24 protein-coding genes and 1 other RNA gene are annotated in these 23,990 nt (G+C 74.0%); 14 read left to right on the forward strand and 11 right to left on the reverse strand.

Annotated elements, in window-relative coordinates; genetic code table 11:
* Positions 1–41: 41 nt before the first annotated feature.
* Positions 42–2,207 carry an acyl-CoA dehydrogenase family protein gene (locus K7B10_RS27680; protein ID WP_229340103.1) on the forward strand — a complete coding sequence of 722 codons (2,166 nt, stop codon included), beginning with the start codon at positions 42–44 and terminating at the stop codon, positions 2,205–2,207.
* Between the two features lie 12 nt (positions 2,208–2,219).
* Positions 2,220–3,410 (forward strand): lipid-transfer protein, encoded by a 1,191-nt coding sequence (locus K7B10_RS27685; RefSeq protein WP_229340105.1) that lies wholly within the window; start codon positions 2,220–2,222, stop codon positions 3,408–3,410.
* Positions 3,411–3,450: 40 nt separating this feature from the next.
* Here the strand turns inward: K7B10_RS27685 and K7B10_RS27690 are convergent, their stop codons facing one another.
* Positions 3,451–3,867 carry a response regulator gene (locus K7B10_RS27690; RefSeq protein WP_229345453.1) on the reverse strand — a complete coding sequence of 139 codons (417 nt, stop codon included), beginning with the start codon at positions 3,865–3,867 and terminating at the stop codon, positions 3,451–3,453.
* 255 nt (positions 3,868–4,122) lie between these two features.
* Here K7B10_RS27690 and chsH3 point away from each other — a divergent pair, with 255 nt between their 5' ends.
* Genes chsH3 through K7B10_RS27705 form a run of 3 tightly spaced genes read left to right on the forward strand, consistent with a single transcriptional unit; the run spans position 4,123 to position 7,047 of the window.
* Positions 4,123–4,977 carry an enoyl-CoA hydratase ChsH3 gene (gene chsH3 / locus K7B10_RS27695; protein WP_229340106.1) on the forward strand — a complete coding sequence of 285 codons (855 nt, stop codon included), beginning with the start codon at positions 4,123–4,125 and terminating at the stop codon, positions 4,975–4,977.
* A 34-nt stretch (positions 4,978–5,011) separates the two neighbouring features.
* Positions 5,012–6,091, forward strand: a complete 1,080-nt coding sequence (locus K7B10_RS27700) for a Zn-dependent alcohol dehydrogenase (protein WP_229340108.1) — start codon at positions 5,012–5,014, stop codon at positions 6,089–6,091.
* A gap of 14 nt (positions 6,092–6,105) precedes the next feature.
* Positions 6,106–7,047, forward strand: a complete 942-nt coding sequence (locus K7B10_RS27705) for a 3-oxoacyl-ACP reductase (protein ID WP_229340110.1) — start codon at positions 6,106–6,108, stop codon at positions 7,045–7,047.
* Between the two features lie 96 nt (positions 7,048–7,143).
* Here the strand turns inward: K7B10_RS27705 and K7B10_RS27710 are convergent, their stop codons facing one another.
* The 3 genes from K7B10_RS27710 to K7B10_RS27720 all read right to left on the reverse strand — a co-directional run bounded on the left by K7B10_RS27710 (position 7,144) and on the right by K7B10_RS27720 (position 9,180).
* Positions 7,144–7,728: a hypothetical protein gene (locus K7B10_RS27710; RefSeq protein WP_229340112.1), complete on the reverse strand. Its 585-nt coding sequence runs from the start codon at positions 7,726–7,728 to the stop codon at positions 7,144–7,146.
* Entirely contained in the window at positions 7,725–8,006 is a 282-nt protein-coding gene (locus K7B10_RS27715) for a hypothetical protein (RefSeq protein WP_229340114.1), read from the reverse strand. Before K7B10_RS27715 ends, K7B10_RS27710 begins: the two co-directional genes overlap by 4 nt.
* A gap of 112 nt (positions 8,007–8,118) precedes the next feature.
* Positions 8,119–9,180: a hypothetical protein gene (locus K7B10_RS27720; protein WP_229340116.1), complete on the reverse strand. Its 1,062-nt coding sequence runs from the start codon at positions 9,178–9,180 to the stop codon at positions 8,119–8,121.
* Positions 9,181–9,360: 180 nt separating this feature from the next.
* Between K7B10_RS27720 and K7B10_RS27725 the strand changes: the two genes are divergently transcribed.
* The 4 genes from K7B10_RS27725 (at position 9,361) to K7B10_RS27740 (ending at position 12,560) form a co-directional block, all read left to right on the forward strand.
* Positions 9,361–9,540 (forward strand): hypothetical protein, encoded by a 180-nt coding sequence (locus K7B10_RS27725; protein ID WP_229340118.1) that lies wholly within the window; start codon positions 9,361–9,363, stop codon positions 9,538–9,540.
* Positions 9,541–9,622: 82 nt separating this feature from the next.
* Positions 9,623–10,489 carry a Nif3-like dinuclear metal center hexameric protein gene (locus K7B10_RS27730; protein WP_229340120.1) on the forward strand — a complete coding sequence of 289 codons (867 nt, stop codon included), beginning with the start codon at positions 9,623–9,625 and terminating at the stop codon, positions 10,487–10,489.
* The gene (locus tag K7B10_RS27735) at positions 10,486–11,229 is read left to right on the forward strand and encodes a zinc ribbon domain-containing protein (RefSeq protein WP_229345455.1); all 744 of its coding nucleotides are present in this window, start codon (positions 10,486–10,488) and stop codon (positions 11,227–11,229) included. Before K7B10_RS27730 ends, K7B10_RS27735 begins: the two co-directional genes overlap by 4 nt.
* Entirely contained in the window at positions 11,229–12,560 is a 1,332-nt protein-coding gene (locus tag K7B10_RS27740; protein ID WP_229340122.1) for a bifunctional RNase H/acid phosphatase, read from the forward strand. The genes K7B10_RS27735 and K7B10_RS27740 overlap by 1 nt, the downstream gene beginning before the upstream one ends.
* A gap of 89 nt (positions 12,561–12,649) precedes the next feature.
* Here K7B10_RS27740 and rnpB read toward each other — a convergent pair.
* An RNA gene (gene rnpB, locus K7B10_RS27745) (RNase P RNA component class A) lies at positions 12,650–13,051 on the reverse strand.
* Between the two features lie 77 nt (positions 13,052–13,128).
* On the opposite strand from rnpB, the gene K7B10_RS27750 reads away from it, so the two are divergent.
* Positions 13,129–13,866 (forward strand): MerR family transcriptional regulator, encoded by a 738-nt coding sequence (locus K7B10_RS27750; RefSeq protein WP_229340124.1) that lies wholly within the window; start codon positions 13,129–13,131, stop codon positions 13,864–13,866.
* Positions 13,863–14,504 carry a hypothetical protein gene (locus K7B10_RS27755; protein WP_229340126.1) on the forward strand — a complete coding sequence of 214 codons (642 nt, stop codon included), beginning with the start codon at positions 13,863–13,865 and terminating at the stop codon, positions 14,502–14,504. The genes K7B10_RS27750 and K7B10_RS27755 overlap by 4 nt, the downstream gene beginning before the upstream one ends.
* 147 nt (positions 14,505–14,651) lie before the next feature.
* On the opposite strand, the gene K7B10_RS27760 is transcribed toward K7B10_RS27755, so the two are convergent.
* Both K7B10_RS27760 and K7B10_RS27765 read right to left on the reverse strand, forming a co-directional pair.
* On the reverse strand, positions 14,652–15,587 hold the full coding sequence (locus K7B10_RS27760) for an AraC family transcriptional regulator (RefSeq protein ID WP_229340128.1): 936 nt from the start codon (positions 15,585–15,587) through the stop codon (positions 14,652–14,654).
* Positions 15,588–15,666: 79 nt separating this feature from the next.
* Positions 15,667–17,112 carry an RNB domain-containing ribonuclease gene (locus K7B10_RS27765; RefSeq protein ID WP_229340130.1) on the reverse strand — a complete coding sequence of 482 codons (1,446 nt, stop codon included), beginning with the start codon at positions 17,110–17,112 and terminating at the stop codon, positions 15,667–15,669.
* Between the two features lie 102 nt (positions 17,113–17,214).
* On the opposite strand from K7B10_RS27765, the gene yaaA reads away from it, so the two are divergent.
* Entirely contained in the window at positions 17,215–18,015 is an 801-nt protein-coding gene (yaaA, locus tag K7B10_RS27770; protein ID WP_229340132.1) for a peroxide stress protein YaaA, read from the forward strand.
* 82 nt (positions 18,016–18,097) lie between these two features.
* On the opposite strand, the gene K7B10_RS27775 is transcribed toward yaaA, so the two are convergent.
* Together K7B10_RS27775 and K7B10_RS27780 are read right to left on the reverse strand one after the other, a co-directional pair.
* Positions 18,098–18,844, reverse strand: coding sequence for a bifunctional DNA primase/polymerase (locus tag K7B10_RS27775; protein WP_229340134.1), 747 nt, complete (start codon positions 18,842–18,844; stop codon positions 18,098–18,100).
* A gap of 185 nt (positions 18,845–19,029) precedes the next feature.
* Complete coding sequence (locus K7B10_RS27780) at positions 19,030–19,659, reverse strand: TetR/AcrR family transcriptional regulator (protein ID WP_229340136.1); 630 nt, start codon at positions 19,657–19,659, stop codon at positions 19,030–19,032.
* A gap of 111 nt (positions 19,660–19,770) precedes the next feature.
* On the opposite strand from K7B10_RS27780, the gene ddaH reads away from it, so the two are divergent.
* A complete protein-coding gene (gene ddaH, locus K7B10_RS27785) occupies positions 19,771–20,601 on the forward strand; it encodes a dimethylargininase (protein ID WP_363123857.1) in 831 nt (276 codons plus the stop codon).
* 15 nt (positions 20,602–20,616) lie between these two features.
* On the opposite strand, the gene K7B10_RS27790 is transcribed toward ddaH, so the two are convergent.
* Together K7B10_RS27790 and K7B10_RS27795 are read right to left on the reverse strand one after the other, a co-directional pair.
* A complete protein-coding gene (locus tag K7B10_RS27790; RefSeq protein WP_229340139.1) occupies positions 20,617–21,624 on the reverse strand; it encodes a small ribosomal subunit Rsm22 family protein in 1,008 nt (335 codons plus the stop codon).
* A gap of 72 nt (positions 21,625–21,696) precedes the next feature.
* The gene (locus K7B10_RS27795; protein ID WP_229340141.1) at positions 21,697–23,037 is read right to left on the reverse strand and encodes a multidrug effflux MFS transporter; all 1,341 of its coding nucleotides are present in this window, start codon (positions 23,035–23,037) and stop codon (positions 21,697–21,699) included.
* Positions 23,038–23,145: 108 nt separating this feature from the next.
* Between K7B10_RS27795 and K7B10_RS27800 the strand changes: the two genes are divergently transcribed.
* The gene (locus K7B10_RS27800) at positions 23,146–23,907 is read left to right on the forward strand and encodes an SDR family oxidoreductase (protein WP_229340143.1); all 762 of its coding nucleotides are present in this window, start codon (positions 23,146–23,148) and stop codon (positions 23,905–23,907) included.
* The last annotated feature ends 83 nt before the right edge of the window (positions 23,908–23,990 follow it).

Genomic DNA, 23,990 nt, shown 5'->3' on the forward strand with positions numbered 1-23,990 from the left:
TGACCTTCCGTCAGATTGGAACGTGTTCTAGCCTGCCCGCCATGGGCATCGGAATCACGCAAGAACAGCGGGAGTTGGCCGCGGCGGTGCGCGGCTGGGCGGCGCGCGCCGTGCCGCCCGAAGAGGTGCGCAAACTGCTCGACACCCCGCCGCGGACCGGGGTGCGGCCCGCCTACTGGGACGCGATGGCCGCGCAGGGGCTGCTGGAGCCGCACCTGGAGGGCGGCACCCTGCTCGACCTGGCCGTCGTCGTCGAGGAGGCCGCCCGGGCGGCGCTGCCCGGGGCGTTCCTGCCGAGCGCGCTGGCCTCCGTACTGCTCGACCGGGCCGGGGCGCAGCCCCTCGCGGGGCGGGTCGGCGCCGTCGCCCTCGGCCCCGGCAGCCTGACCGCGGTCGCCGTCGAGGGCGGCGGGCACCTCCTCGACGGGCTCGCGCCCCCGGTGCTCGGCGCCGGCGAGGCCGACCTCGTCCTGCTCGCCGCCGAAGCCGCGCACGGGACGTGCTGGTTCGCCGTGGACGCCGCCGCGCTGGACATCCGTACGCACGACAGCGCCGACCCGACCCGGCCCACCGCCGAGGTGCGCGCCCGCGGGGTCGCCGTCACGGCCGACCGCGCCCTCGATCTCGACGCGGCCCTCGTCCGGGACCTGGCCTGCGCGCTGTTCGCCGCCGACGCCTGCGGCACCGCCGCCTGGGCCCTGCATACCGCCGCCGAGTACGCCAAGGTCCGCGAGCAGTTCGGCCGTCCCATCGGGCGGTTCCAGGGCGTCAAGCACCTGTGCGCCGACATGCTGGTACGCCTCGAACAGGCCCGGGCCCTGGCCTGGGACGCCGCCCAGGCCGCGGACCAGCCGGCGCGGGTGCGCTCGCTCGTGGCCGCGCTCGCCGCCGGGAGCGCGCTCGACGCCGCGTACTCCTGCGCCAAGGACTGCATCCAGATCCTCGGCGGGATCGGCTTCACCTGGGAGCACGACGCCCACATCCACCTGCGCCGCGCGATCGTGGCCCGGCAGCTGCTCGGCGCCGGGGACGGGCACCGCGTACGGGCGGTACGGCTCGCGGCCGACGGCGCGCGGCGCGAGCTGCGCCTAGAACTCCCCGCCCTGGCCGAGACCTACCGGGAGCGGGCCCGGGCCGCCGTCGAGGACGCGCGCGGTCTCGATCCGGCCGCCGCCCGCCGGATCCTGGCGCCCACCGGGTACGCGGCCCCCCACCTGCCGCCCCCGTACGGGCTCGGCGCCGGACCCGTCGAACAGCTCGTCGTGCAGCAGGAGCTGGCGGCGGCCGAGGTCAAGATCGCCGACCTCGGGATCGCCACCTGGGTCGTCCCCTCGCTGCTCGCGTACGGGACGGAAGAGCAGCGCGAGGCGTACGTCGTGCCCACGCTGCGCGGGGACCTCACCTGGTGCCAGCTCTTCTCCGAGCCGGGCGCGGGCTCGGACCTGGCCTCGCTGCGGACCAGGGCGGAGCGGACGGCGGACGGCTCCTGGAAGGTCAACGGACAGAAGGTGTGGACGAGTTCCGCACACAGCGCCGACTTCGGGATCCTGCTGGCCCGGACCGACCCGGACGCCCCCAAGCACAAGGGGCTCGGCTACTTCGTGGTCGACATGCGGAGCACCCCCGGCATCGACGTGCGCCCGCTCAAGGAGATCACCGGCGAGGCCCTGTTCAACGAGGTCTGGTTCGACGACGCGGTGCTGCCCGCGGACGCCCTCGTCGGGGCGGCCGACGAGGGGTGGAAGGTCGCCCGCAACACCCTCGGCAACGAGCGGGTCCACATGGCCGACCAGATGACCTTCGACACTCCCCCTGGGCCTGACGGCAAGGGAGGTACCCCCAGCCTGGAGGCTCTGATCGCCCGCTCGTCCGAGCTCGACGGCGCGTACCGGGCGCGGATCGGGGCGCTCACCGCCGAGGCGCACGCCCTGGCCTGCATCGGGCTGCGCACCACGCTCCAGCAGGTGTCGGGTCTGGAGCCCGGAGCCGGCGCCTCCGTACGCAAGCTCGTCCAGACCCCGCACCAGCAGCGGACCGCCGAGCTCGCGCTCGAACTGCTGGGCCCGGCGGGCGCGGTGCGGGAGGGGGCGGGGGAGCGGGCGGTGCACGGGATGCTCATGTCCCGCTGCCTGACCATCGCCGGGGGCACCACGCAGGTCCAGCTCAACGTCGTCGCCGAGCGGATTCTCGGCCTTCCCAGGGACTGAGGGGCAGCAGTGATGAAGTCGTACATCGTGGGCGTCGGCATGACGAAGTTCGAGAAGCCGGAGTCGCGGGACTGGCAGTACTGGGACATGGCGAAGGAGGCCGGGACGGCGGCGCTGGCGGACGCGGGGATCTCGTACGACCAGGTGGAACAGGTCCCGGTGGGGTACTGCTTCCAGGCCTCCACGGCCGGCCAGCGCGCCGCGTACGAGCTGGGGCTGACCGGGGTCCCCGTCTACAACGTGAACAACAACTGCGCGACGGGCTCGACGGCGCTGATGATGGCGCGGCAGTTCGTGGAGGGCGGGATCGGCGACTGCGTGCTGGCGCTGGGCTTCGAGAAGATGAAGAGGGGCGCGCTGGGCGGCGGCGCCGACGGAGGGGACTTCAAGACCTCGCCGGTGGCCCGGCACTACGGGATCATGGCCGCCGGGCACGGCTTCGAGATGTCCCCGCCGACCGCGCAGATCTTCGGGAACGCGGCGCGCGAGCACATGGAGCGGTACGGGACCACCGCCGCACAGCTGGCGATGGTGGGGGCGAAGAACCACCGGCACTCGGCGGACAACCCGAACGCGCAGTTCCAGGACGTGTACACGGTGGACGAGATCCTCGGGGCCAAGCCGATCCACACGCCGCTGACGAAACTGCAGTGCTCGCCGACCTCGGACGGGGCGGCGGCCGCGGTGGTGGTGTCGGAGCGGTTCGTGGTGCGGCACGGGCTGCACGACAAGGCGGTGGAGATCGTCGCGCAGGCGATGACGACGGACACGGAGGCCTCGTTCGCCTCCGGCTCCTGCATCGACGTGGTCGGCAAGCCGATGACGCGGGCGGCGGGGCGGCAGGTGTTCTCGGCCTCCGGGCTCGGGATCGAGAACGTGGACGTGATCGAGCTGCACGACTGCTTCTCGATCAACGAGCTGCTGACGTACGAGGCGCTGGGCATGTGCGACGAGGGCGCCGGCGGCAAGCTGGTGGAGTCGGGCGCGACCACCTACGGCGGGCGGTGGGTGGTGAACCCCTCCGGGGGCCTGATCTCCAAGGGGCACCCGCTGGGCGCGACGGGTCTGGCGCAGGCGGCGGAACTGGTCTGGCAGCTGCGCGGTCAGGCCGGCGCCCGCCAGGTCCCGGGCGCCCGGACCGCCCTGGCCCACAACATCGGCCTGGGCGGCGCGGCGGTGGTGACCCTGCTGCGGCGGGGCTGACCCCTTCCGGGGCGCCGGTCGGAGCCCGCCGCCCGCCGCCCTACGCTTCGAGCGTCGGGTCCGTGACGGCCTCGCCCGTCACGGCGCGGCGGACGGCGTCGGCCAGCGCCCCGGGAGGGTCGTCGCGCAGCACCACCCCCGCCGCCCCCGCGGCGAGCGCCCCCTCGACCAGGCCCGGCCGGGCCGAACCGGCGAGCAGCAGCACCCGGCACTCCGGAGCCTCGCGGCACACCGCCGCCACCTCCGTGAGCACGTCCGGCCGGTCCGCGTCCACCAGCGCCACCGCGGGACAGGCCGTCAGCGCCGCGGCACCCACGTCCTCGCCGGGTGCGACCCGGGCGACGACGTCGAGATCCGGCTCCAGCCCGAGCAGGACAGCGAGCGCGCCGGCCGGCGTGCCCGGACCCTCCGCCAGCAGGACCCGCAGCGACCTCGTCGTACGGAAATTCCGGGGCATCTCGTCCACCCCGCCAGCCTAGGTCCCGACCTCCCCGGTCCACCGGCAACACGCCTCGGCCAAACCAGTCCTGACACGCAGTCAGGAGTCTTCCCAACTGGTGGGGCGTGCGTTATACATGCCTTCACCGGTTCTAGAACGCGTTCTAGAACCGGTCCCGCGAACGACCTCGGTGCGGCCGACGGTGCGGACGGCCGCACCGAGGTCTTCCACGCAATGCGAAACCGTAGAACCGGACAAGGAGCAGCATCCTCAATGCCGATCGATGCCGCCAGGGCCCTCGCCGCAGAACCCCGCCGGGGGGAGATCGCCTGGGACCACAAGGACATCCAGCTCTACCACCTCGGCCTCGGGGCCGGCCGCCCCGCCACCGACCCCGACGAACTGCGCTACACCCTGGAGTCCAAGCTCCACGTACTCCCCAGCTTCGCGACCGTGGCCGGCGCCGGCATGGCCATGATGGGCGGGCTCGCCGCCCCCGGGATCGAGGTCAACCTCGCGCACGTCCTGCACGGCGGCCAGTCGATCGAGCTGCACCGGCCCCTCCCGGTCAAGGGCAGCGCCACCTCCTCCGCCAAGGTCGCCGCCCTCTACGACAAGGGCAAGGCGGCGGTGATCGTGCTGCGCACGGAGGTGGCGGACGCCGACGGGCCGCTGTGGACCAGCGACGCGCAGATCTTCGTACGCGGCGAGGGCGGCTTCGGCGGCGACCGCGGCCCGTCCGTCTCGTCCGAGCTGCCCGAGCGGGCGCCCGACCGGATCGAGGAGCGGCACATCCGCGAGGAGCAGGCGCTCCTGTACCGGCTGTCCGGCGACTGGAACCCCCTGCACGCCGACCCCGAGTTCGCCAAGCTGGCCGGCTTCGACCGGCCGATCCTGCACGGCCTGTGCTCGTACGGGATGACCCTCAAGGCCGTCGTCGACACGGCGCTCGGCGGGGACGTCTCCCGGGTCCGCGCCTACCGCACGCGCTTCGCCGGGGTCGTCTTCCCGGGCGAGACCCTGCGGATCCGCATGTGGGAGGAGCCCGGGCAGGTCCGGGTCGCGGTGACCGCCGTCGAACGGGACGACGCGCCGGTCCTCGCCGACACCGTCGTCGAACACGCGTAACGCCCGACCTTCGCGACACACAAGGAGCCGCACCGTGCGCGCAGCACTGCAGAGCGAGATAGGCCAGGACAAGCTCGAAGTCGTCGACGACATGGAGACCGCTGGCTTCGGCCCCGGCAAGGTCAGGATCCGCATCCGGGCCACCGGCCTGTGCCACTCGGACCTCTCCGCGATGAGCGGCGTGCTGCCGCAGCCCGCCCCCTTCATACCCGGCCACGAGGGCTCGGGCGAGATCGTGGACGTCGGCGACGGGGTCACCACGCACGCCATCGGCGACCGGGTGCTCGTCTGCTGGCTGCCGCCGTGCGGACACTGCCCCGCCTGCAGGCGCGGCCAGGGACACCTGTGCCTGGAGTCCTTCGCGAACGTGGCCACGCCCAACTTCCGCCGCGCGGGCGGCGGGGACATATTCGGCTTCGCCGGCACCGGCACCTTCGCCGAGGAGATGGTGGTGCCCGCCGCCTGCGCCGTGCCGATCCCCGACGACCTGCCGTACGACATCGCCGCGCTGATCGGCTGCGGGGTGACCACCGGCCTGGGCGCCGCCATCAACACCGCCGAGGTGGAGGCCGGTTCCTCGGCCGCCGTCATCGGCTGCGGCGGCGTCGGCATCTCCGTCATCCAGGGCGCCAAGGTGCAGGGCGCGGCGCAGATCATCGCCGTGGACCCGGTGGCCTCCCGGCGGGAGGCGGCGCTGCGCTTCGGCGCCACCGAGGCGGTCGCACCGGAGGCCTTCGGCGACGCCAAGAACCGGATCACGGCCGGCGAGGGCTTCGACTACGTCTTCGAGGTCGTCGGCAAGTCCGCCACCACGCACACCGCCTACGAGATGACCCGGCGCGGCGGATCCGTCGTCGTGGTCGGCGCCGGCGCGCTCGACGACAACTACTCGATCAACATGTTCTCGCTGTTCTTCGACGAGAAGAAGATCCTGCCGTCGATGTACGGGGGCGGGGACGTGCTCCGCTCCTACGAGCGCACCATCGCGCTGTGGAGGGCGGGCCGGGTGGACCTGGCGGGCCTGATCACCCACCGGGTGCACCTCGGCGAGATCAACGACGCCCTCGACCAGATGCGTACGGGCGTGGCCCTGCGCACCTGCATCGAACTCTGAGAGGAATCCGGTAGATGTCACTCCCACTCGAGGGACTGTCCGCCATCGTCACCGGCGCCGGCCGCGGACTCGGCCGGGCCGAGGCGATCGAGCTCGCGCGACTGGGCGCGAGCGTGGTCGTCAACGACTTCGGCCAGAGCGGACGGGACGGCTCAGGAGAGGCCTCGGCCGCCCCGGCGGAGGAGGTGGCCGAGGAGATCCGCGCCGCGGGCGGGCAGGCGGTGGCGCACCTCGGCGACGTGGCCGACTTCGAGCAGGCGCGCGAGCTGGTGGAGCTGGCGGTCGACAGCTTCGGGAAGCTCGACGTCCTGGTCAACAACGCGGGCATCCTGCGCGACCGGATGGTCTTCTCCATGTCGGAGGAGGAATGGGACTCGGTGATCCGGGTCCACCTCAAGGGCCACTTCAACACCACCCACTTCGCCTCCGTGCACTGGCGCGAGCGCTCGAAGGCGGCGGGCGGACCGGTCTACGGCCGGATCGTCAACACCTCCTCCGAGGCCTTCCTCGGCGGCTCGGCCGGCCAGCCGAACTACGCGGCGGCCAAGGGCGGCATCGTGGGCCTGACCACCTCGACCGCCCTGGCGCTGGCCAAGTACGGGGTGACGGCCAACGCCATCTGCCCGCGCGCCCGGACCCGGATGACGGAGGACGTCTTCGCCGGCTTCCAGCTCCCGGAGGACGGCAAGCTCGACCTGCTGGCCCCCGAGCACGTCGCTCCGCTCGTCGGGTACCTGGCCTCGCCGGCCTCGGCCAAGGCCAACGGGCAGTTGTTCGTGGTCCACGGCGGCATCGTGGTCGTGATGGAACGCCCCAAGGTGGCCGCGAAGTTCGACACCGCGAAGGAGGCCTTCTCCTACGAGGAGCTGGACGGACTGCTCACCCCGCACTATGAATCCCGTCCGGCCGGCGAGACCTTCGCCGCGGCGGAGGTCCTCGGCCTCAAGCACGACTAGGCCGTGTCCTTCGGATCAGGGCACGGCCCGGGGCACGGCCAGGGGCCCGTCCGGCGGATCGGGGCCGGGCAGGCCGTCCGGAAGGAGACGAGGGTCTTAGGCCGGGGGAAGGGGCCGCTTGTAGTACCGCCACGGGAACCAGCCGGCGCCGACCGGGATCCAGCCTTCCGATTCCATCCGCCGGTGGCGCGCGATGGAGGGGAGGGTCACCCTGCAGTGCTCCCACGGGTGGCCGGACGCCTCCACCTCGTGGAAGAAGGGGCCGTAGCCGACCATGTGCCAGCCGTCGCGGCCGGCCTCGTCCAGGGCGGCCATCTCGTTGAACGCGGTCAGTCCGCTGAGGGTGCGGCGCTTCGGGGCGTCCGGTCCCTCGGCGGGCCGCGGCGGCGAGCCCGCGGTCTTGTCCGTGAAGCGCTGCTGGGCGGCCTGGCGGCTCACCCCCAGGACGCGGCCCACCGTGTCCCAGCTGTGGCCGGCGGCCCTGGCGCCCTGGACGGCCTCGCGCAGCAGTCGGCTCGCCTCCTCGGCTCCGACGCGCGAGGCGCCCACCAGGCGCAGGTATCCGTGGGGGTCGTGTTCGAGCGAGTCGGCCAGCCCCTCGGGGGCGCCGAGGACGGCCGCGGCGATCCCTTCCCGGATCCGGTCCATCTCCGCGGGGTGGAGCAGGGGTCCGTCGTTCATCGGCGCAGCCCCGCAAGCGGTTCGAGGGCGTCGAGGAGTTCCTCGTCGCGGCGCGTCCGCTCGGCTTCGGCGGCCGCCGTCCGGGCGGCCGGACCGGCCGTGCAGGCGATGAGCACGAGGCCCACGACGATCAGGGCGACGGTGGCGAAGGTGCCGAGCCGGTCGCCGAACACCACCGTCATGGCGGGCAGGCTGATGGTGAGCGGCAGGGCCGCGGCCATGGAGGGCGTGGTGGGAAAGACGACCCGGTGCCGGGCCCTCGCGTTCAAGATCGACATGCGTCAAGAAAACATTGACACGAGCGAGTTGTCAAGAATTCGTTGACACCCCTCCCTCCGGCGGGCCCGCCTGGCGGGCGCCGCGGAGCGGGCGGGGCTTCCCGGACGCCGCCTACAGCGGAGCCTGCTGGAGCGGTACGGGCCGGGGCGCGGCCGGCGGCGGATCCAGCCGGACCGGGGGCGGCGGGGACGCCGGCAGGGTCAGCCCCGTGACCCCGCAGGGGGTCTCGGCGGTCGCGTACGGGAGGTGCAGGCGGCCCTGCGGGCTCCACAGTCCGGTCCCGAGCCAGCCGTCGGGCGCGGGGAGCCGGAACACGTGCCGGTCGGCGGGGCGCCACAGGCCGATCCCGCCGCGCTCCAGCCGGAGCGCGACCCCGCAGCTCTCCGGCATCAGGGCCTGCCCCGGCTGCACCGCGAACGGGGTCCCGGCCTCCCCGCGCAGGCACTCCGGGAAGCGCACCGGGCGGGAGCTGCCCAGCACCCCCCAGCCCAGGCGCGGTTCGCCCGGGGCGTCCGAGCGGATCAGCAGCAGCCCGCTGTCGGGATCGGCCAGCAGCAGCCGGTCGTCGCTGCCCTCCGCGATCTGGAGCAGCGGGGAGACCTCGCCGCCGCGGCCCAGGTCCACCGCGACGGCCTTGGTGGTGCCGTCCAGTTCGCGGTCCAGCGCCAGCATCCGGCCGGCCCGGTCCAGCCAGACGCCGCCGGAGCACCGGCCCGGGATGCGGGCGACCTGCCCGAAGGGGCCCCCGGCCACCTGCCAGACCGTGGTCCCGGTGGCCGATGCGGCCAGCGCGAAGGCGCCGCGTCCGTCGGGGGACGGGGGCAGCAGGGAGATCCGTACCCCTTCGTCCGCGGGCTCCACCGAGCCCAGCGGGAGCTCCCCGGTCCGCGGCCCGTCCGCGGCGCCGCCCGTCGGGTACAGCAGGGCGAAGGCGTGCCGCAGCGCGACCCGCCGGTGGATCAGCACCCGCCCGTCGGCCAGCGCCAGCACCTCGCTGTCGGCCTCCTCGGGCTGGGCGAGCGGCAGCGGCACCGCGTACGGCTCGGGCCCGGCCAGGGTCCAGCGCTCCGGGTACCGGGCCTCCCCGTCCCCGGCGAGCCGGGCCGCGTACGACCCGTCCGCGGCGATGGTGAACGGGGCCGTCGTCGTGATCTCGATGGCACAGACAGTCATCCGTGCGTCACCTCCGGGGAGGAAGCTAGTTTTCGCAGTTCGGGCCGAACAACACGACCTTCCCGGCTTCACACGTACGGGTGGCCGCCCGGCGGTTCGGCTCTGTCCGCGGCGGTGATTGTGCTGTGCGACAGCGGGGCGTTCGGGGTGAGCCGGGTTGGTTGGGGTCACCTGATCTGCTTGCACCTCCTGCTTCAGGCGACCCCCGAGCGCGTCGTCGTCCTGGACGCCGGTGAACTGGACAACGTTGTCCCGCTCGGCCTCCGGAAGGACGCCCCCGGCCAGACGTGGTGCCTGGGCCTCGGCGTGACCACCGCCGACAAGGTCCTGGAGGACCTGCGCACCTTCCTCGTCCGGTAGGACGCGGCGGGCGTACGGGGTCCCGGCCGCCCGGGACCCCGTACGGACGGACCCGCTCCCGTGCGGACGGTAGCCTTGGCCTGTGCCCCGTCTCTCCGAAGTCATCGCCGCGCTGGACGCCCTCTGGCCCCCGTCGCGGGCCGAGCAGTGGGACGCCGTCGGAACCGTCTGCGGCGATCCCGACGCCGAGGTCTCGCGCGTCCTGTTCGCCGTCGACCCCGTGCAGGACATCGTCGACGAGGCCGTGAAGCTGGGCGCCGACCTGGTCGTCACCCACCACCCCCTCTATCTGCGCGGGACCACCACCGTCGAGGCCGGCACCTTCAAGGGCCGCGTCGTGCACACGCTGATCAAGAACGACATCGCGCTGCACGTCGCCCACACCAACGCGGACACCGCCGACCCCGGCGTCTCCGACGCCCTCGCCGGCGCCCTCGACCTGCGCATCACCGGCCCGCTGGTCCCCGATCCCACCGACCCCGGGGGCCGCCGGGGCCTCGGCCGGATCTGCGAGCTGGACCACCCCGAGACCCTGCGCGCCTTCGCCGCGCGCGCCGCCGCCCGGCTGCCGCGGACCGCGCAGGGCATCCGCGTCGCCGGCGACCCCGAGGCGCTGGTGCGTACCGTCGCCGTCAGCGGCGGCTCCGGCGACAGCCTCTTCGACCAGGTCCGGGCCGCCGGCGTGGACGTGTTCCTCACCGCCGACCTGCGCCACCACCCGGTGTCCGAGGCCCGCGAGCGGAGCCCGCTCGCCCTCGTCGACGCCGCGCACTGGGCCACCGAGTGGCCCTGGTGCGAGCAGGCGGCCGCGCAGCTCGACGCGATCTCCGAGCGCCACGGCTGGGGTCTGCGCACCCACGTCTCGCGCACGGTCACCGACCCGTGGACGGCGCACGCGCCGTCCGACGTTCCTTCATCTCCCTCTTCTATCTCAGGAGCCCCCAACTGAACGCCGAGCCCGCCGACCAGATCCGACTTCTCGACGTCCAGGCCCTGGACGTCCGGCTGTCTCAGCTCGCCCACAAGCGCAAGTCGCTGCCGGAGCACACCGAGGTCGACTCCCTGACCAAGGACCTGACGCAGCAGCGCGACCTGCTCGTGGCGGCCCAGACGCAGGCGAGCGACGCCGCCCGCGAGCAGACCAAGGCGGAGCAGGACGTCGACCAGGTGCGCCAGCGCGCGGCCCGCGACCAGCAGCGGCTCGACTCCGGTGCGGGCATCTCCGCCCGTGACCTGGCGAACCTGCAGAGCGAGGTCGTCTCCCTCGCCAAGCGCCAGGCCGACCTGGAGGACGTGGTCCTGGAGGTCATGGAGCGCCTGGAGGGTGCCCAGGAGCGGGTCACCGAGCTGACCGAGCGGGTCTCCGCCCTCGAAGCCAAGCTGACGGACGCCACCGCCCGCCGCGACGCGGCCACCGGCGAACTCGACGCCGAGGCCGCGAAGGTGACCAAGGACCGCGAGGTCATCGTCGCGTCGATGCCCACCGACCTGATGGCCCTGTACGAGAAGATCCGCGTCAAGCAGGGCGGCGTCGGTGCCGCCCGCCTGTACCAGCGCCGCTGCGAGGGCTGCCGCCTGGAGCTCGACATGGCCGAGGTGAACGAGATCAAGGCCGCGGCCCGCGACCAGGTCGTGCGCCACGAGAACTGCGGCCGCATCCTGGTCCGTACGGCCGACTCGGGCATCTGATGCACGGGCACGTCCGGTTCGTCGTGGAGGCGGACGGCGGCTCCCGGGGCAACCCGGGGCCCGCGGGCTACGGCGCGGTCGTCCTCGACCCGGCGACGGGCGAGACGCTGGCCGAGCGCGCGGAGTACATCGGCGTCGCGACGAACAACGTGGCCGAGTACAAGGGCCTGATCGCCGGCCTGAAGGCCGCCCGCGAGCTGTCCCCGGACGCCGTGGTGCAGGTCCGCATGGACTCCAAGCTGGTCGTCGAGCAGATGTCGGGCCGCTGGAAGATCAAGCACCCGGACATGAAGCCGCTCGCGGCGGAGGCGGCGAAGATCCTGCCGCGCGCACAGGTCACGTACGAGTGGATCCCGCGCGAGCGCAACAAGCACGCCGACCGGCTCGCCAACGAGGCGATGGACGCGGGCAAGCGCGGCGAGCAGTGGGAGCCGTCGGCCTCTTCGGCCGCCCTGGACGCCTCGGCGGCCCGCGCCCTGGCGACCCCGCCGGCCGGACCTCCGGGGGACGCGGCGAAGGGCGCCGCGGCCGTACGGGCGGCCCTCGCCACCGCGTCGGGTACGCCGGTCACCGCACCGGCACGGGGGGAGGCGGGCGCCGACACCCTGTTCACGGAGCAGGGCGCCACCGCATCGGGACGCATCCCCGCCCCGGCACCGGGCCCGGCCCAGGCCCCGTCCGCCACCCCGGGCTGGGGCCCCGACATGGGGACCCCGGCCACCTTCGTGCTGCTGCGCCACGGGGAGACGGCCCTCACCCCGCAGAAGCGCTTCTCCGGCAGCGGCGGCACCGACCCCGAGCTGTCCGGGGCCGGCCGCCGCCAGGCATCGGCGGTGGCCGAGGCCCTGGCCGCCCGCGGCACCGTCCAGACGATCGTCAGCTCCCCGCTGCGCCGCTGCCGGGAGACCGCGCAGGCCGTCGCGGACCGCCTCGGCCTCACGGTCACCGTCGAGGAGGGGCTGCGCGAGGTGGACTTCGGAGCCTGGGAGGGCCTGACGTTCGGAGAGGTGCGCGAGCGCTTCCCGGACGACCTGCAGGCCTGGCTGGACTCCCCCAAGGCGGCCCCCACGGGCGGCGGCGAGAGCTTCACGGCCGCCACCCGCCGCATCTCGGCGACCCGGGACCGGCTGCTGGCCGCACACGCGGGCCGCACGGTGCTGCTGGTCACGCACGTGACCCCGGTCAAGATCCTGGTCCGGCTCGCGCTGGGCGCCCCGCCGGAGGCGCTGTTCAAGATGGAGCTCTCCGCGGCCTCCCTCTCGGCGGTGGCCTACTACGCCGACGGCAACGCCTCGGTCCGCCTCCTGAACGACACCTCGCACCTGCGCTAGCGGGACGGCGGGCCGGCCTGGGGACGCACGGCGAAGACGACGAAGGGCCCGCCCCTGACGGGGGCGGGCCCTTCGGCTTCGTCGAGTGCAGAACAACCGGAGCTGTACGCCGGGTTCTGTCGCCCGGTGACCTCGCGGTCGCCGGGGAGACGGCCATCCATCTAGGACCGGCGTTGCCGCCGGCCTCCTGCGGTCTACCCGCGAACTCGGGCGGGCAGCCCTCGAACGTTCGCGCAGAGCCGTCCGAAAACGACTCCTCTTGACCTTGCTCCGGGTGGGGTTTACCTAGCCGCCTGGGTCACCCCAGGCGCTGGTGGTCTCTTACACCACCGTTTCACCCTTACCGAGGGCCGAAGCCCCCGGCGGTCTGTTTTCTGTGGCACTGTCCCGCGGGTCACCCCGGGTGGCCGTTAGCCACCACCCTGCCCTGTGGAGCCCGGACGTTCCTCGGCGGGATCCGGGGACCCCGACGCGGCCGTCCGCTCCGGTTGTTCTGCGAGTGACCATGCTACCCGCGCCCGGCGCCGCGCTTGACCTTGACGCAGCGGCAGGGTTTCTACTGGAGGGCATGCGGATCGGAGAGATCGCCGCGCTGGTCGGGGTCACCACCCGGGCCATCCGGCACTACCACCATGTCGGGCTGCTCCCGGAGCCGGAGCGGCGGCCCAACGGATACCGGGCGTACAGCGTGCGCGACGCCGTCCTGCTGGCGCGGGTGCGCCGGCTCACCGAGCTCGGGCTGAGCCTCGACGAGGTCCGGGACGTGCTCGCGGACGACGCGGGGCGCGAGCTGGCCGACGTACTCCAAGAGCTCGACGCCGACCTGGCCCGGCAGGAGGCCGCGATCCGGGAGCGCCGCCAGCGGCTCGCCGCGCTGCGCGCCGCACCGCCCGGGGAGGACGGGCCGCTCTCGCCCGCCCTCGCCGCGCTGCTCGCCGAGGCCCCGGAGACGGACTCGCCGACCGCCGCGCTGGACCGCGAGCACCTGACGCTGCTGGACGCGGCGGGCGTCGGCGGCGCCGAACTGTACGCGGCGCTCGGCCCGCTGGCCGCCGATCCGGCGGTCCTCGCCCTGTACGAGCGGCTCGACGAGCTCGCCGACGCCGCCGTCGACGACCCGCGCATCCCGCCGCTCGCCGCCGCCATGGTCGCGGCCGTGCCCGACGGGATCTTCGACGCGATCCCGGCCGGCGGCGGGGTGGCGGGCGAGGGGTTCAAGGAGGCGCTGCTCGCGGAGTTCGCCCCGGCGCAGGCGGAGGTCGTCCGCCGGGTCATGGAGGCGTTCACGCAGAGGGGCCGGGGATGAGCGCGGTCCGGGCGGTGTGCGAGGCGGCGCGGGCCCGCATACCCGTGCCCGTACGGAGGCTGCTGCGCCACGAGCTGCGCGCGGGCGCCTCGTTGGCGCGGTGGGCGCTGCGCCGGCCGCCGCACGGGGTGGGCGCGGGGGAGCTCGCCGCCGGGTACACGGGACCGCAGACGGCCATGATGTACGGGCTGGTGTTCGTGGCGCTGGTCGAGACGGTCGCACTGTCCTTGCTGATCCCCTGGCCGGCCGTGCACCGGGTGGTGCTCGTACTCGACGTGTACGGGGTTCTGCTGATGCTCGCGATGCACGCCGCCTGCGTGACCCGGCCGCACGTGGTCCGCCGGGACGGCTCCCTGCGGATCCGGTACGGGGCCCTGTTCGACCTCGTCGTCCCGCCGGAGGCGGTGGCCTCGGCCCGGGTGGACCGGCGCTACCCGCAGGGCCGGCTCGTCACGCTCTCCGGGGACGGGGTGCTCGACCTGATCGTCGGCAGCCAGACCACGGTGACCCTGGAGCTGACCCGGCCGCTCCCCTTCACCCGGCCCCTCGGCGCACGGGCCGAGGCCCGTACCGTCCGCTTCCACGCCGACGACCCGCGCACGCTGGTGGCCGCACTGCGGCAACCCGCACCCCCGTGACGGGCTGCCGCACTGCGTCGGGACTCTCCGGGGGGATGAGGAGCCGTGCGCCGAGCGTGGCAAGGAACAGGCGGCCGTGTCTTGTCAAAAACGGCACGCGCCGGCGGTTCCCGGCCAAGGTTCACGGGCCGCGGCCCGCACCGCCACTCACGCACGCGGCCCGGCAGCTCCCTCGTCGGGGAGCAGCAGGCTGGTGATCCTGCCCGGTACCCGGTCCAGGGCCGATCCCGGCGGCAGCCCGCCGCGCAGTGCCGCGAACCGGGCGGGCGGCAGCCCGGTCAGGGCCTTCACGTCCCGGCCGAGGTGGGCCTGGTCGTGATAGCCGCAGGCCGCGGCGACCTGCGCCGGAGCCACCCCGGCGGCCAGCAGCCGCAGGGCGTGCTGGAGCCGGAACACCCGCGCGACGCCCTTGGGGGACAGGCCGACCTGCTCGCGGAAGCGGGCGCGCAGCGTACGGGCGCTCCAGCCGGTCCCCGCGGCGGCCAGTGCCAGCGAGCCGCTGTCGGCCCACAGCCGGGACAGCGCCCCGCGCACTTCGGGCGCGGCGACCGGACCCCGCTCCAGGCGGGCGGTGAACACCGCGTCGAGCAGGTCGAAGCGCTCGGACCAGGAGCCGAGTGCCCGCAGCCGCTCCGCCAGGAACCGGCCGCCGGGCCCGAGCACCTCGGCGGGGTCCACGCGGGTCTCCCCGAAGTGCGCGACGGGGATGCCGAAGAGCCGGTAGGCGCCGAGCGGGCTCATGTTGACCTCCAGCCCGTGGACGGCGCCCGCGTGCACTCCGATCGCCCAGCCGGTGCGCGGGCCGCTGATCAGGACGCCGGCGGCGGGCCGCAGCCGCGCGGGCGGCTCCGCCCCGCCCCGGGAGACCCACAGCCCCTCGTCGAAGGGGAAGACGAGCGTGACGTGCCCGGTGGGGAGCTCCAGCCTGCGCCGGGGCGCCGTGAACCGAGTACGGAACCCGGTGTAGTTGACGATGTGCGGGCGCAGCGCGGCGGCCGGCCGGCGGCGGCGCGCGTCCGAAGACCCGGCCGGCGGCGCCGTGGCCGGTGCGCCCGGCCGTACGGACATGTCGACGGAACCCATCGCCGGCCTCCCCCGCCTGCTGCGCAGATGATGACAGGCGGCGGGCGCCCGGGGCCATAGCCGGCGGGGGGTGAACCGCTCACGCGGGCGCGAACAACACCTTCGCGCGGCCCGGGTCGGCCTCCGTCAGCCGGACCCGGATGCGGTCGCCCAGCGGCAGCCGCGCGGACGGGGATTCGACCTTGCCGACCACCGCCGGCTCCTCCAGGTGGACGGTGCCCACGAGCGGCTCGTGCTCCTTGACGTCGATCACGGTCGCCTCGAAGGTCTCGCCGACGAGGTCCTTCAGCAGGGCCGCCTCGACGAGGTCCACGCACTCCCGCTCGGCCGTGTTGGCCAGCCTGTTCCCGTCGGCCATCCGCTCCGGCAGCGTCTCCAGCGCGGCCAGCGCCCACTGCGGCGGCTCGGCCCCGGCCACCGCCGCCACGCACAGCTCGCCCGCGTACCGGTCGACGAGCCGGCGCAGCGGGGCGGTGCAGTGCGCGTACGGGGCCGCCACCGCGGCGTGCAGGAGGGGGTCCGGGGCCCGGCCGCCCGTGAACGCCGTGTAGCCCGCGCCGCGCAGCAGGGCCGTGCACTCCTGGAGGAACGCGGCGTGGGCGGGGAGGTGCGGGTCGAGGGTGCGGACGAGTTCGGCGTACGGCACGTGGTGGGGCCAGTCGATCCGCAGGGCGGCGGCGCTCCGCCGGAGCCGGCCGACGGCCCCGTCGGGGGCGCTGGGGAGGGTGCGCAGGATGCCGGCGCCGGCGGCGAGCATCAGCTCGGCGGCCGCCATGCCGGTCATCAGGGAGATCTGGGCGTTCCAGCCGTCCGCGGGGAGCGGGGCCCGGTAGGCGAGGGTGTACGAGCCGCCGCGCGCGACGATCTCCTGCTCGGGCACGTTCAGGGAGACCCCGCCGCGCTCCTGCTCCAGGGTCTCGCGGAGCCGGCCGACGTCCTGGAGGAGGGCCAGGGGTTCCTCGGCGGTCCCGGAGTCGATGGCCCGCTGCACGCCGTCGTAGTCCAGTTTGGCCCGGCTGCGGACCAGGGCGCGGCGGACCCCGGTGGTCTCCACGCGGCCGGCGGGGTCCAGGTCGAACCGCCACAGCAGCGCCGGGCAGGTCTGGCCGGGCAGCAGGCTGGCCGCATCCTCGGAGAGGACGGACGGATGGAGGGGGACCTTGCCGTCGGGGAAGTAGAGGGTGGTGACGCGGCGGTGGGCCTCGGCGTCGAGGGCGCCGCCGGGGGTGACGAAGGCGGCGACGTCGGCGATGGCGTAGTGCACGCGGTACCCGTTGCCGCCGGCGCGCTTCGCCAGGTGCATGGCCTGGTCCAGATCGCGGGAGGCGGGCGGGTCGATGGTGAACAGGGGGAGGTCGGTGGCGTCGACGGCGGGGAGCCGCGGGGCGCGGGCCGCCCGCTCGGCCTCGGCGAGCACCGGAGCCGGGAACTCCGCGGGCACGTCCAGCTCCGTCCTCAGGTCACGCAGCGCGGCCCGCAGGGCAGCCCCGTCTGCGCCGGTCATGTGCATATGACGGCGTGGCATGGGTCGAGCGTATTGCGGGTGGCGGCCGGGGGCGCGGCGAGAGCCTTACCCTGGCTCGGGGGCCGCACCCCCTGCGCCGTGTCGTACCGAAGGAGAACCACCGTGCTCGTGCTGCTGCCGCCGTCCGAGGGAAAGGCCGCCGGCGGCTCCGGCGCGCCCCTGGAGCCGCAGGCGCTGTCGCTGCCGGGACTGGCCGGGGCGCGGGCGGCCGTGCTGGAGGAACTCGTCGAGCTGTGCGCGGGGGACGAGCTGAAGGCCCGCGAGGTGCTCGGTCTGAGCGAGGGGCTGCGCGGCGAGGTGGCGAAGAACGCCGCCCTGCGCTCCGCGGTGGCCCGGCCGGCGGGGGAGATCTACACCGGCGTGCTGTACGACGCGCTGGGCCTGGCCGATCTGCCGGCGGCGGCGCGGAAGCGGGCGGACCGCTCGCTGATGGTGTTCTCGGGGCTGTGGGGCGCGGTCCGGGTGACCGACCGGATCCCCTCGTACCGCTGCTCCATGGGCGTGAAGCTGCCGGGGCTGGGCGCGCTGGGGGCGTACTGGCGGGAGCCGATGGCGGCGGTCATGCCGGAGGCGGCGGGGGAGGGCCTGGTGCTGGACCTGCGGTCCTCGGCCTACGCGTCGGCGTGGAAACCGAAGGGCGAGGTGGCGGGGCGCACGGCCACGGTGCGGGTGCTGCACTCGCAGATCGTGGACGGGGCGGAGAAGCGGTCGGTGGTGAGCCACTTCAACAAGGCCACGAAGGGGCGGCTGGTACGGGACCTGCTCGTCGCCGGAGCCGCCCCCGCGACCCCGGCCGAACTGGTCACGGCGCTGCGCGACCTGGGCTACGTCGTCGAGGCCGAGGCCCCCGCCAAGCCGGCCGGGACCTGGTCCCTCGACGTGGTCGTCACCCAGATCCACTGACGGCCGCCGCCCCGGGGCCGACCCGGAGGGGGCGTGCCGGATGGCGCTGCGCGGGGGGCGAACCCCGCGCAGCGGACACCCCCTAGCGGCTCAGGGGCCAGGCCGCCGAGGGGGTCTGGTCGGCCGTGACCGCGTACGCGGCGCAGGCGTCCGTCAGGGCCGCGAGGAGGGTGAGCGGGTCCGGGAGGGGGTGTTCCGTGCCGCGGATCCAGGTCACCGCCAGGTCACCGGGGAGGGCGGCCGGGGGGACCAGGACGTAGCTGCCGCGGCAGTGCCAGCGCAGGCCCGGGTGCTCGTCCATCGTCTCGGGGTGGCAGTCCAGCTCGCAGGGCCACCACTCGTCCTCGTCCTCGGGGGTGCCGCGCGTCGCGGTGAAGAAGAGCATCCGGGCCTGGTCGCCCGTGCCGCCCGATTCCGCGACCGGGCCGACCTCCACGCCCGCCGCCAGCAGGCGGCCCAGCGCGCTCGCCCCGGCTTCGAGAGGGACGTCCAGTACGTCGTGGACCATGCCGGTCGCGGTGATGAAGTTCGCCTGCGGCTGGTTGCGCGCCCAGCGCTCGATCTGTGCGGAGTCGGTCGTCGACTGCGTCTGCCAGGCGAAGGAGAGGGGGTGGCGTGCGGGGGTGGGACAGCCGATCCGGTCGCACGAACACCGGTAGCCGGCGGGATGGGCGGCGGGGGCGAGCGGCAGGCCCGCGGCGGCCGCGGACAGCAGGAGCGCCTCGCGTACGTGCTCGGGATCTTCGGGGGAGGGTTTGGGCCGCCGGCGCAGCCACTGGGAAATCCTGCTCTGCTCGCCGCGTTTGACGCGGCCGGACTCAGACCCCATCTATCCCCTCACCTCACCGTTTCCCCGGCAGACCCTCACATGGTCCCACCATCCTGCGGTCCGGGTGACCGCACTGCCCCACCGGGGGGTGGGGGACGGGTGCACGGGGAGCGCACGACAGCAGGCGGAATACCGTCACATACCAGTGAAATTCGGCCAATTATCCTTGGTCGGTCACCGCCCCGTCAGCCCTCGGTGACCTTCGACACCCCACCGAGCACCCGGTCCACCAGCTCGTCCGCGAACGCGTGCGTCAGTGGGGCCGTTCCCATCAGCCAGCGGTACGTCAGAGGCCCCACCAGCATCTCCACCGTCAGGGGCAGGTCCACGTCCGGCGCGAGCCCGCCGGCCTCCCGGGCCGCCCGCAACCGCTCCTCGTACAGGGCCAGCTGCGGCTTCAGCAGCTGCTCGGTGAAGCGGGCGCTCAGGTCGGGGTCGGTCGCCCCGGCGGCGGTCAGGGCGCGCATGGGCGCCTCGTACTTCTCGTCGTTGAACTGGTCGACCGTCGCCCGCAGCACCAGTTTGAGGTCCGCCGCGAGGTCCCCGGTGTCCGGGAAGCCGGTCCAGCCGCCCTCGGTCTTCGCGTCATCGGCGAGCGCGAGCGAGGCGTCCAGCAGGACCGCCGCCTTCGACGGCCACCAGCGGTAGATCGTCTGCTTGCCGACGCCCGCCCGGGCGGCGATGGCCTCGATGGTCAGCTTGTTGTAGCCGACCTCCGCGACCAGCGTGAGCGACGCGTCGAGGATGGCCCGCCGGGAGCGGTCGTTGCGGCGGGCCGGGTCGGGGGCCTTCGCGTCAGGTGATCTGCTGCTCATTCGGACAAATTATCAACGCGAGACGTCTCGTCTTTGTGTCATTCCGTAAACCACCCAATCAGTTCACTGCGCGGTTTCCCTTGAGGAGAGACGATTCTCTCGACAACTCTCGTGAGCCGTGAGGAGCCTTCTTTGCGCAGAGTCGCCACACCCCGGCGCTACTTGATGTGCCCACCCGCACACTTCAAGGTCACGTACTCCATCAATCCGTGGATGGACCCCACGAAACCGGTGGACCTGCCCCTCGCACACGCCCAGTGGGAAGACCTCCGGGACCGCTACCGCTCGCTCGGCCACACCGTCGAGACGCTCGTACCGGACCCCGAGCTGCCCGACATGGTCTTCGCCGCGAACGGCGCCCTCGTCGTCGACGGCCGGGTGCTCGGCGCCCGGTTCGCCTACCCCGAGCGCGCCGCCGAGGCGGAGATCCACCTCGACTGGTTCCGGTCCCACGGCTTCGAGCACGTCCACGAGCCGTCCCACGTCAACGAGGGCGAGGGCGATTTCGCCGTCACCGCCACCTACATCCTGGCCGGCCGGGGCTTCCGCTCCAGTCCGCTCTCGCACGACGAGGCCCAGGAGTTCTTCGGCCGCCCGGTCATCGGCCTCGACCTGGTGGACCCGCGCTACTACCACCTGGACACGGCGCTCTGCGTGCTCGACGGCGACGAGATCATGTACTACCCGCCCGCGTTCTCGCCCGGCAGCCGGGCCGTGCTCGGGCGGCTCTTCCCGGACGCGCTGATCGCGGGCGAGGAGGACGCCGCGGCCCTCGGCCTGAACGCGGTCTCGGACGGCCGCAACGTGCTGCTCCCGCAGGCGGCGACCGGGCTGTTCGAGCCGCTGCGGGAGCGGGGCTTCGAACCGGTCCCGATGGACCTGGGCGAGCTGCTCAAGGGCGGCGGCAGCGTGAAGTGCTGCACCCAGGAGCTGCGGATGTAACCCCCCGCCGCGCGGTCACGGGGTGGCCGGCGGCCACTCCCGGCCCCAGTCGGCGTCCCGCGCCGCCTTGTAGAGGTCACCGTGGCGCTTGGTCACGGTGGCCCGGGTCAGTCCCTCCCCCTGCGGACCGCACAGGTCCAGCAGGACGAGCCCCTTCCGGATCTGCGGCCTCCGCGTGATCCGGGAGGGGACCGGCTCCACCGGGAAGCGGGTCGCGGCCACGTAGCTGAACTTCTCGTCCTCGTACGGGAGGGACCCGCCCTTGACCTTCCGGTGCAGCGAGGACCGGCTGACCCGCGCCGAGAAGTGGCACCAGTCCTGGCCGACCTCGATCGGGCAGGTGCCGTCGTGCGGGCAGGGGGCGGCGACCTGCAGCCCCGCCGCGATCAGCTGGTCGCGGGCCTCGCGGATGCGCAGGTAGCCCTCGGGCGTGCCCGGCTCGACCAGCACCACGGCCTGCCCGGCGCGGGCCGCCTCGGCGACCACGGCCCGGCGGGCCTCCGGCGTCAGCTCGCCGAGTACGTACGACACCGTCACGAGGTCCGCCTCGGGCAGGGCCAGTCCGGCCCCGATGACGGCCCGGCGCCATTCGGCCGCGCGCAGCGCCTGCGAGGGGGAGGCCGCCGCGAGCTCCTTGCCGAGGGCCAGTGCCGGCTCCGCCCAGTCCAGGACCGTGGTGCCGCGCGGGCCGTCCCAGGTGGCGTCCACCGCCCAGGTCGCCGCGCCCGTGCCGCCGCCCACGTCCACGTGGGAGCCCGGGGACCACCGCGGGGCGGCCTCGGCGAGGGCGTCCAGGGCGGAGCGTACGGCCTCGAAGGTGGCCGGCATCCGGTACGCCGCGTACGCCGCCACGTCGGAGCGGTCGCGCAGGACCGGCGAGTCGGTCGGGGTCCGGCCGCGGTAGCTGGCGATGAGCCGGTCGACGGCGGCCGTGGCCTGCTTCGGCGGGAGCCCGTCGAGCAGTCCGCCCAGCGCGGTGCGCAGGGATTCGGCGGAGGTGGGCACGGAGGCGGAGGCGTTCACCAGCGAAGTTTACGGCGCCCGCGGGGTCCGGGACGCCGCCATGGGGTGTCGTCGACGTCCCGGAAGCCCGGCTCAGACGGCGGAGTCCCGGTTCTGCCAGGGCCGGCACATGGCGGCGAAGCAGGCCACCGCCAGCAGCGAGCACACCAGCTGGACCAGCGCCATCGGCACCGCCGTGTCCTCGCCCGCGATGCCGACCAGCGGCGAGGCGATCGCCCCGACCAGGAAGGAGGAGGTACCCAGCAGGGCCGAGGCCGAGCCGGCCGCGTGCGGGGTGCGCATCAGGGCCAGCGCGTTGGTGTTCGGCAGGACCAGGCCCATCGCCGACATCAGAACGAACAGCGCCGACGCGATCGGGACCAGTCCGACCTCCCCGAACACCCCGGTGGACATCAGCAGCAGGGAGACCGAGGCCGCCGTGATGACCGCGAGCCCGAAGCCCAGCACCTTGTCCAGCCGGACCCGGCCGACCAGCAGCTTGCCGTTGACCTGCCCGGCGGCGATCAGGCCGACGGAGTTGAGGCCGAACAGCAGGCTGAAGGCCTGCGGCGAAGCCCCGTAGATCTCCTGCACCACGAACGGCGAGGCCGAGATGTACGAGAACAGCGTGGCGAAGGCGAAGCCGCCGGCCAGCGTGTACCCGGCGAAGGCACGGTCGGCGAGCAGCCCGCGCATGGTCCGCAGCGCGGAGCCCACGCCGCCGGTCTGCCGCTGCCCGGGCGGCAGGGTCTCCCCGAGGCTGCGCCAGACGACGAGGGTGAGCACGGCGCCGACGCCGGTGAGGACGACGAACACCCCCCGCCAGTCGGCGAAGCGCAGGATCTGCCCGCCGATGAGCGGGGCGATGATCGGGGCCACGCCGGAGATCAGCATCAGGGTGGAGAAGAACCGGGCCATCTCGACGCCGTCGTACAGGTCGCGTACGACGGCCCGTGCGATGACGATCGCGGCGGACCCGGCCAGGCCCTGGAGCAGCCGGAAGCCGATCAGCAGCTCGGCGGTCGGCGCGAGGGCGCAGATCGCGGTGGCGAGGACGTAGACGACCATGCCGATCAGCAGGGGCTTGCGGCGGCCCCACTTGTCGCTCATCGGGCCGATGACGAGCTGGCCCAGTGCCATGCCGGCGAGGCAGGCGGTGAGGGTGAGCTGGATGGTGGCGGCAGGGCTGTGCAGGGCGCCGGTGACCTGCGGCAGCGCCGGCAGGTACATGTCCATGGACAGTGGCGGGAGAGCGCTGAGCCCCCCGAGTATGAAGGTGACGAGCAGTCCGGTACGGCGGGCGGCCGTGAGCGGGGCGGAAGGGGCCCCCGGCGGTATGGCGACGGTCTTCGGCGCGGAAGCGGTCTGCGGTGCGGAGGGCGTTTCGGGCGGCGGCTCGTGCGAGGGGGCCGCCGCGGGGCCTCTCTCCGACATGCGGAACTCCAGTCTTTTCGTCGTCTTTTCACACCCCCGACCGGCCCATGCTCTCAGCTATCGGAACGTCCGTGGACCGATGCGGCATGTGACGTACCCTGCGGCCCCATGAGCGCAAGTGGGAAGAAGATCGCCGTCGTCACCGGTGCGGGCTCCGGCATCGGCCGCTCCGTCGCCCTCGCCCTGGCCGCCGCCGGCTGGTCGGTGGCCGTGGCGGGCCGCAGGACCGAACCGCTGGAGGAGACCGCGAAGGCGGCCGGGACCGACGCGGACGTGCTGTGCGTACGGGCGGACGTGAGCGATCCGGACGACGTGGCCGCGCTGTTCGCCGCGGTACGGGAGCGGTACGGGCGCCTCGACCTCCTCTTCAACAACGCCGGGACCTTCGGCCCGGGCGGGGTCCCGCTGGAGGACATCACCTACGAGGCCTGGCGCCAGGTGGTGGACGTCAACCTGACCGGGGCCTTCCTGTGCGCGCAGGCGGCCTTCCGGCAGATGAAGGCGCAGGACCCGCAGGGCGGCCGGATCGTCAACAACGGCTCGATCTCCGCGCACGTGCCGCGGCCGAACTCGATCGCCTACACCGCGACCAAGCACGCGATGACGGGCCTGACGAAGTCCCTCTCGCTGGACGGGCGGCCGTACCGGATCGCCTGCGGGCAGATCGACATCGGCAACGCGGCCACCGAGATGACCGAGCGGATGCAGACCGGGATCCTCCAGGCGAACGGGCAACTGGCGGTGGAGCCGGTGATGGACGCCGCGGACGTCGCGCGCACGGTGCTGCACATGGCGGAGCTGCCGCTGGAGGCGAACGTGCAGTTCGCGACGGTGATGGCGACGGCGATGCCGTACATCGGGCGCGGCTGATCCCCCCTGACGGGGCCGGCCGGGGCAGGGGGCAGGCCGGGAGCGGTGGGGACCGGTAGGGGCCGGTCGGGAATGCGGGCGTG

The sequence above is a fragment of the Streptomyces flavotricini genome, from assembly GCF_020639365.1.
GTDB lineage: Bacteria > Actinomycetota > Actinomycetes > Streptomycetales > Streptomycetaceae > Streptomyces > Streptomyces flavotricini.

Bases quoted from the DNA above. Each gene is read 5' to 3' on its own strand.
- K7B10_RS27680 (WP_229340103.1), top strand. From the start codon at position 42: ATGGGCATCGGAATCACGCAAGAACAGCGGGAGTTGGCCGCGGCGGTG.
- K7B10_RS27685 (WP_229340105.1), top strand. From the start codon at position 2,220: ATGAAGTCGTACATCGTGGGCGTCGGCATGACGAAGTTCGAGAAGCCG.
- K7B10_RS27690 (WP_229345453.1), bottom strand. From the start codon at position 3,867: ATGCCCCGGAATTTCCGTACGACGAGGTCGCTGCGGGTCCTGCTGGCG.
- chsH3 (WP_229340106.1), top strand. From the start codon at position 4,123: ATGCCGATCGATGCCGCCAGGGCCCTCGCCGCAGAACCCCGCCGGGGG.
- K7B10_RS27705 (WP_229340110.1), top strand. From the start codon at position 6,106: ATGTCACTCCCACTCGAGGGACTGTCCGCCATCGTCACCGGCGCCGGC.
- K7B10_RS27710 (WP_229340112.1), bottom strand. From the start codon at position 7,728: ATGAACGACGGACCCCTGCTCCACCCCGCGGAGATGGACCGGATCCGG.
- K7B10_RS27715 (WP_229340114.1), bottom strand. From the start codon at position 8,006: ATGTCGATCTTGAACGCGAGGGCCCGGCACCGGGTCGTCTTTCCCACC.
- K7B10_RS27720 (WP_229340116.1), bottom strand. From the start codon at position 9,180: ATGACTGTCTGTGCCATCGAGATCACGACGACGGCCCCGTTCACCATC.
- K7B10_RS27740 (WP_229340122.1), top strand. From the start codon at position 11,229: ATGCACGGGCACGTCCGGTTCGTCGTGGAGGCGGACGGCGGCTCCCGG.
- K7B10_RS27750 (WP_229340124.1), top strand. From the start codon at position 13,129: ATGCGGATCGGAGAGATCGCCGCGCTGGTCGGGGTCACCACCCGGGCC.
- K7B10_RS27755 (WP_229340126.1), top strand. From the start codon at position 13,863: ATGAGCGCGGTCCGGGCGGTGTGCGAGGCGGCGCGGGCCCGCATACCC.
- K7B10_RS27760 (WP_229340128.1), bottom strand. From the start codon at position 15,587: ATGGGTTCCGTCGACATGTCCGTACGGCCGGGCGCACCGGCCACGGCG.
- K7B10_RS27765 (WP_229340130.1), bottom strand. From the start codon at position 17,112: ATGCCACGCCGTCATATGCACATGACCGGCGCAGACGGGGCTGCCCTG.
- K7B10_RS27775 (WP_229340134.1), bottom strand. From the start codon at position 18,844: ATGGGGTCTGAGTCCGGCCGCGTCAAACGCGGCGAGCAGAGCAGGATT.
- K7B10_RS27780 (WP_229340136.1), bottom strand. From the start codon at position 19,659: ATGAGCAGCAGATCACCTGACGCGAAGGCCCCCGACCCGGCCCGCCGC.
- K7B10_RS27795 (WP_229340141.1), bottom strand. From the start codon at position 23,037: ATGTCGGAGAGAGGCCCCGCGGCGGCCCCCTCGCACGAGCCGCCGCCC.
- K7B10_RS27800 (WP_229340143.1), top strand. From the start codon at position 23,146: ATGAGCGCAAGTGGGAAGAAGATCGCCGTCGTCACCGGTGCGGGCTCC.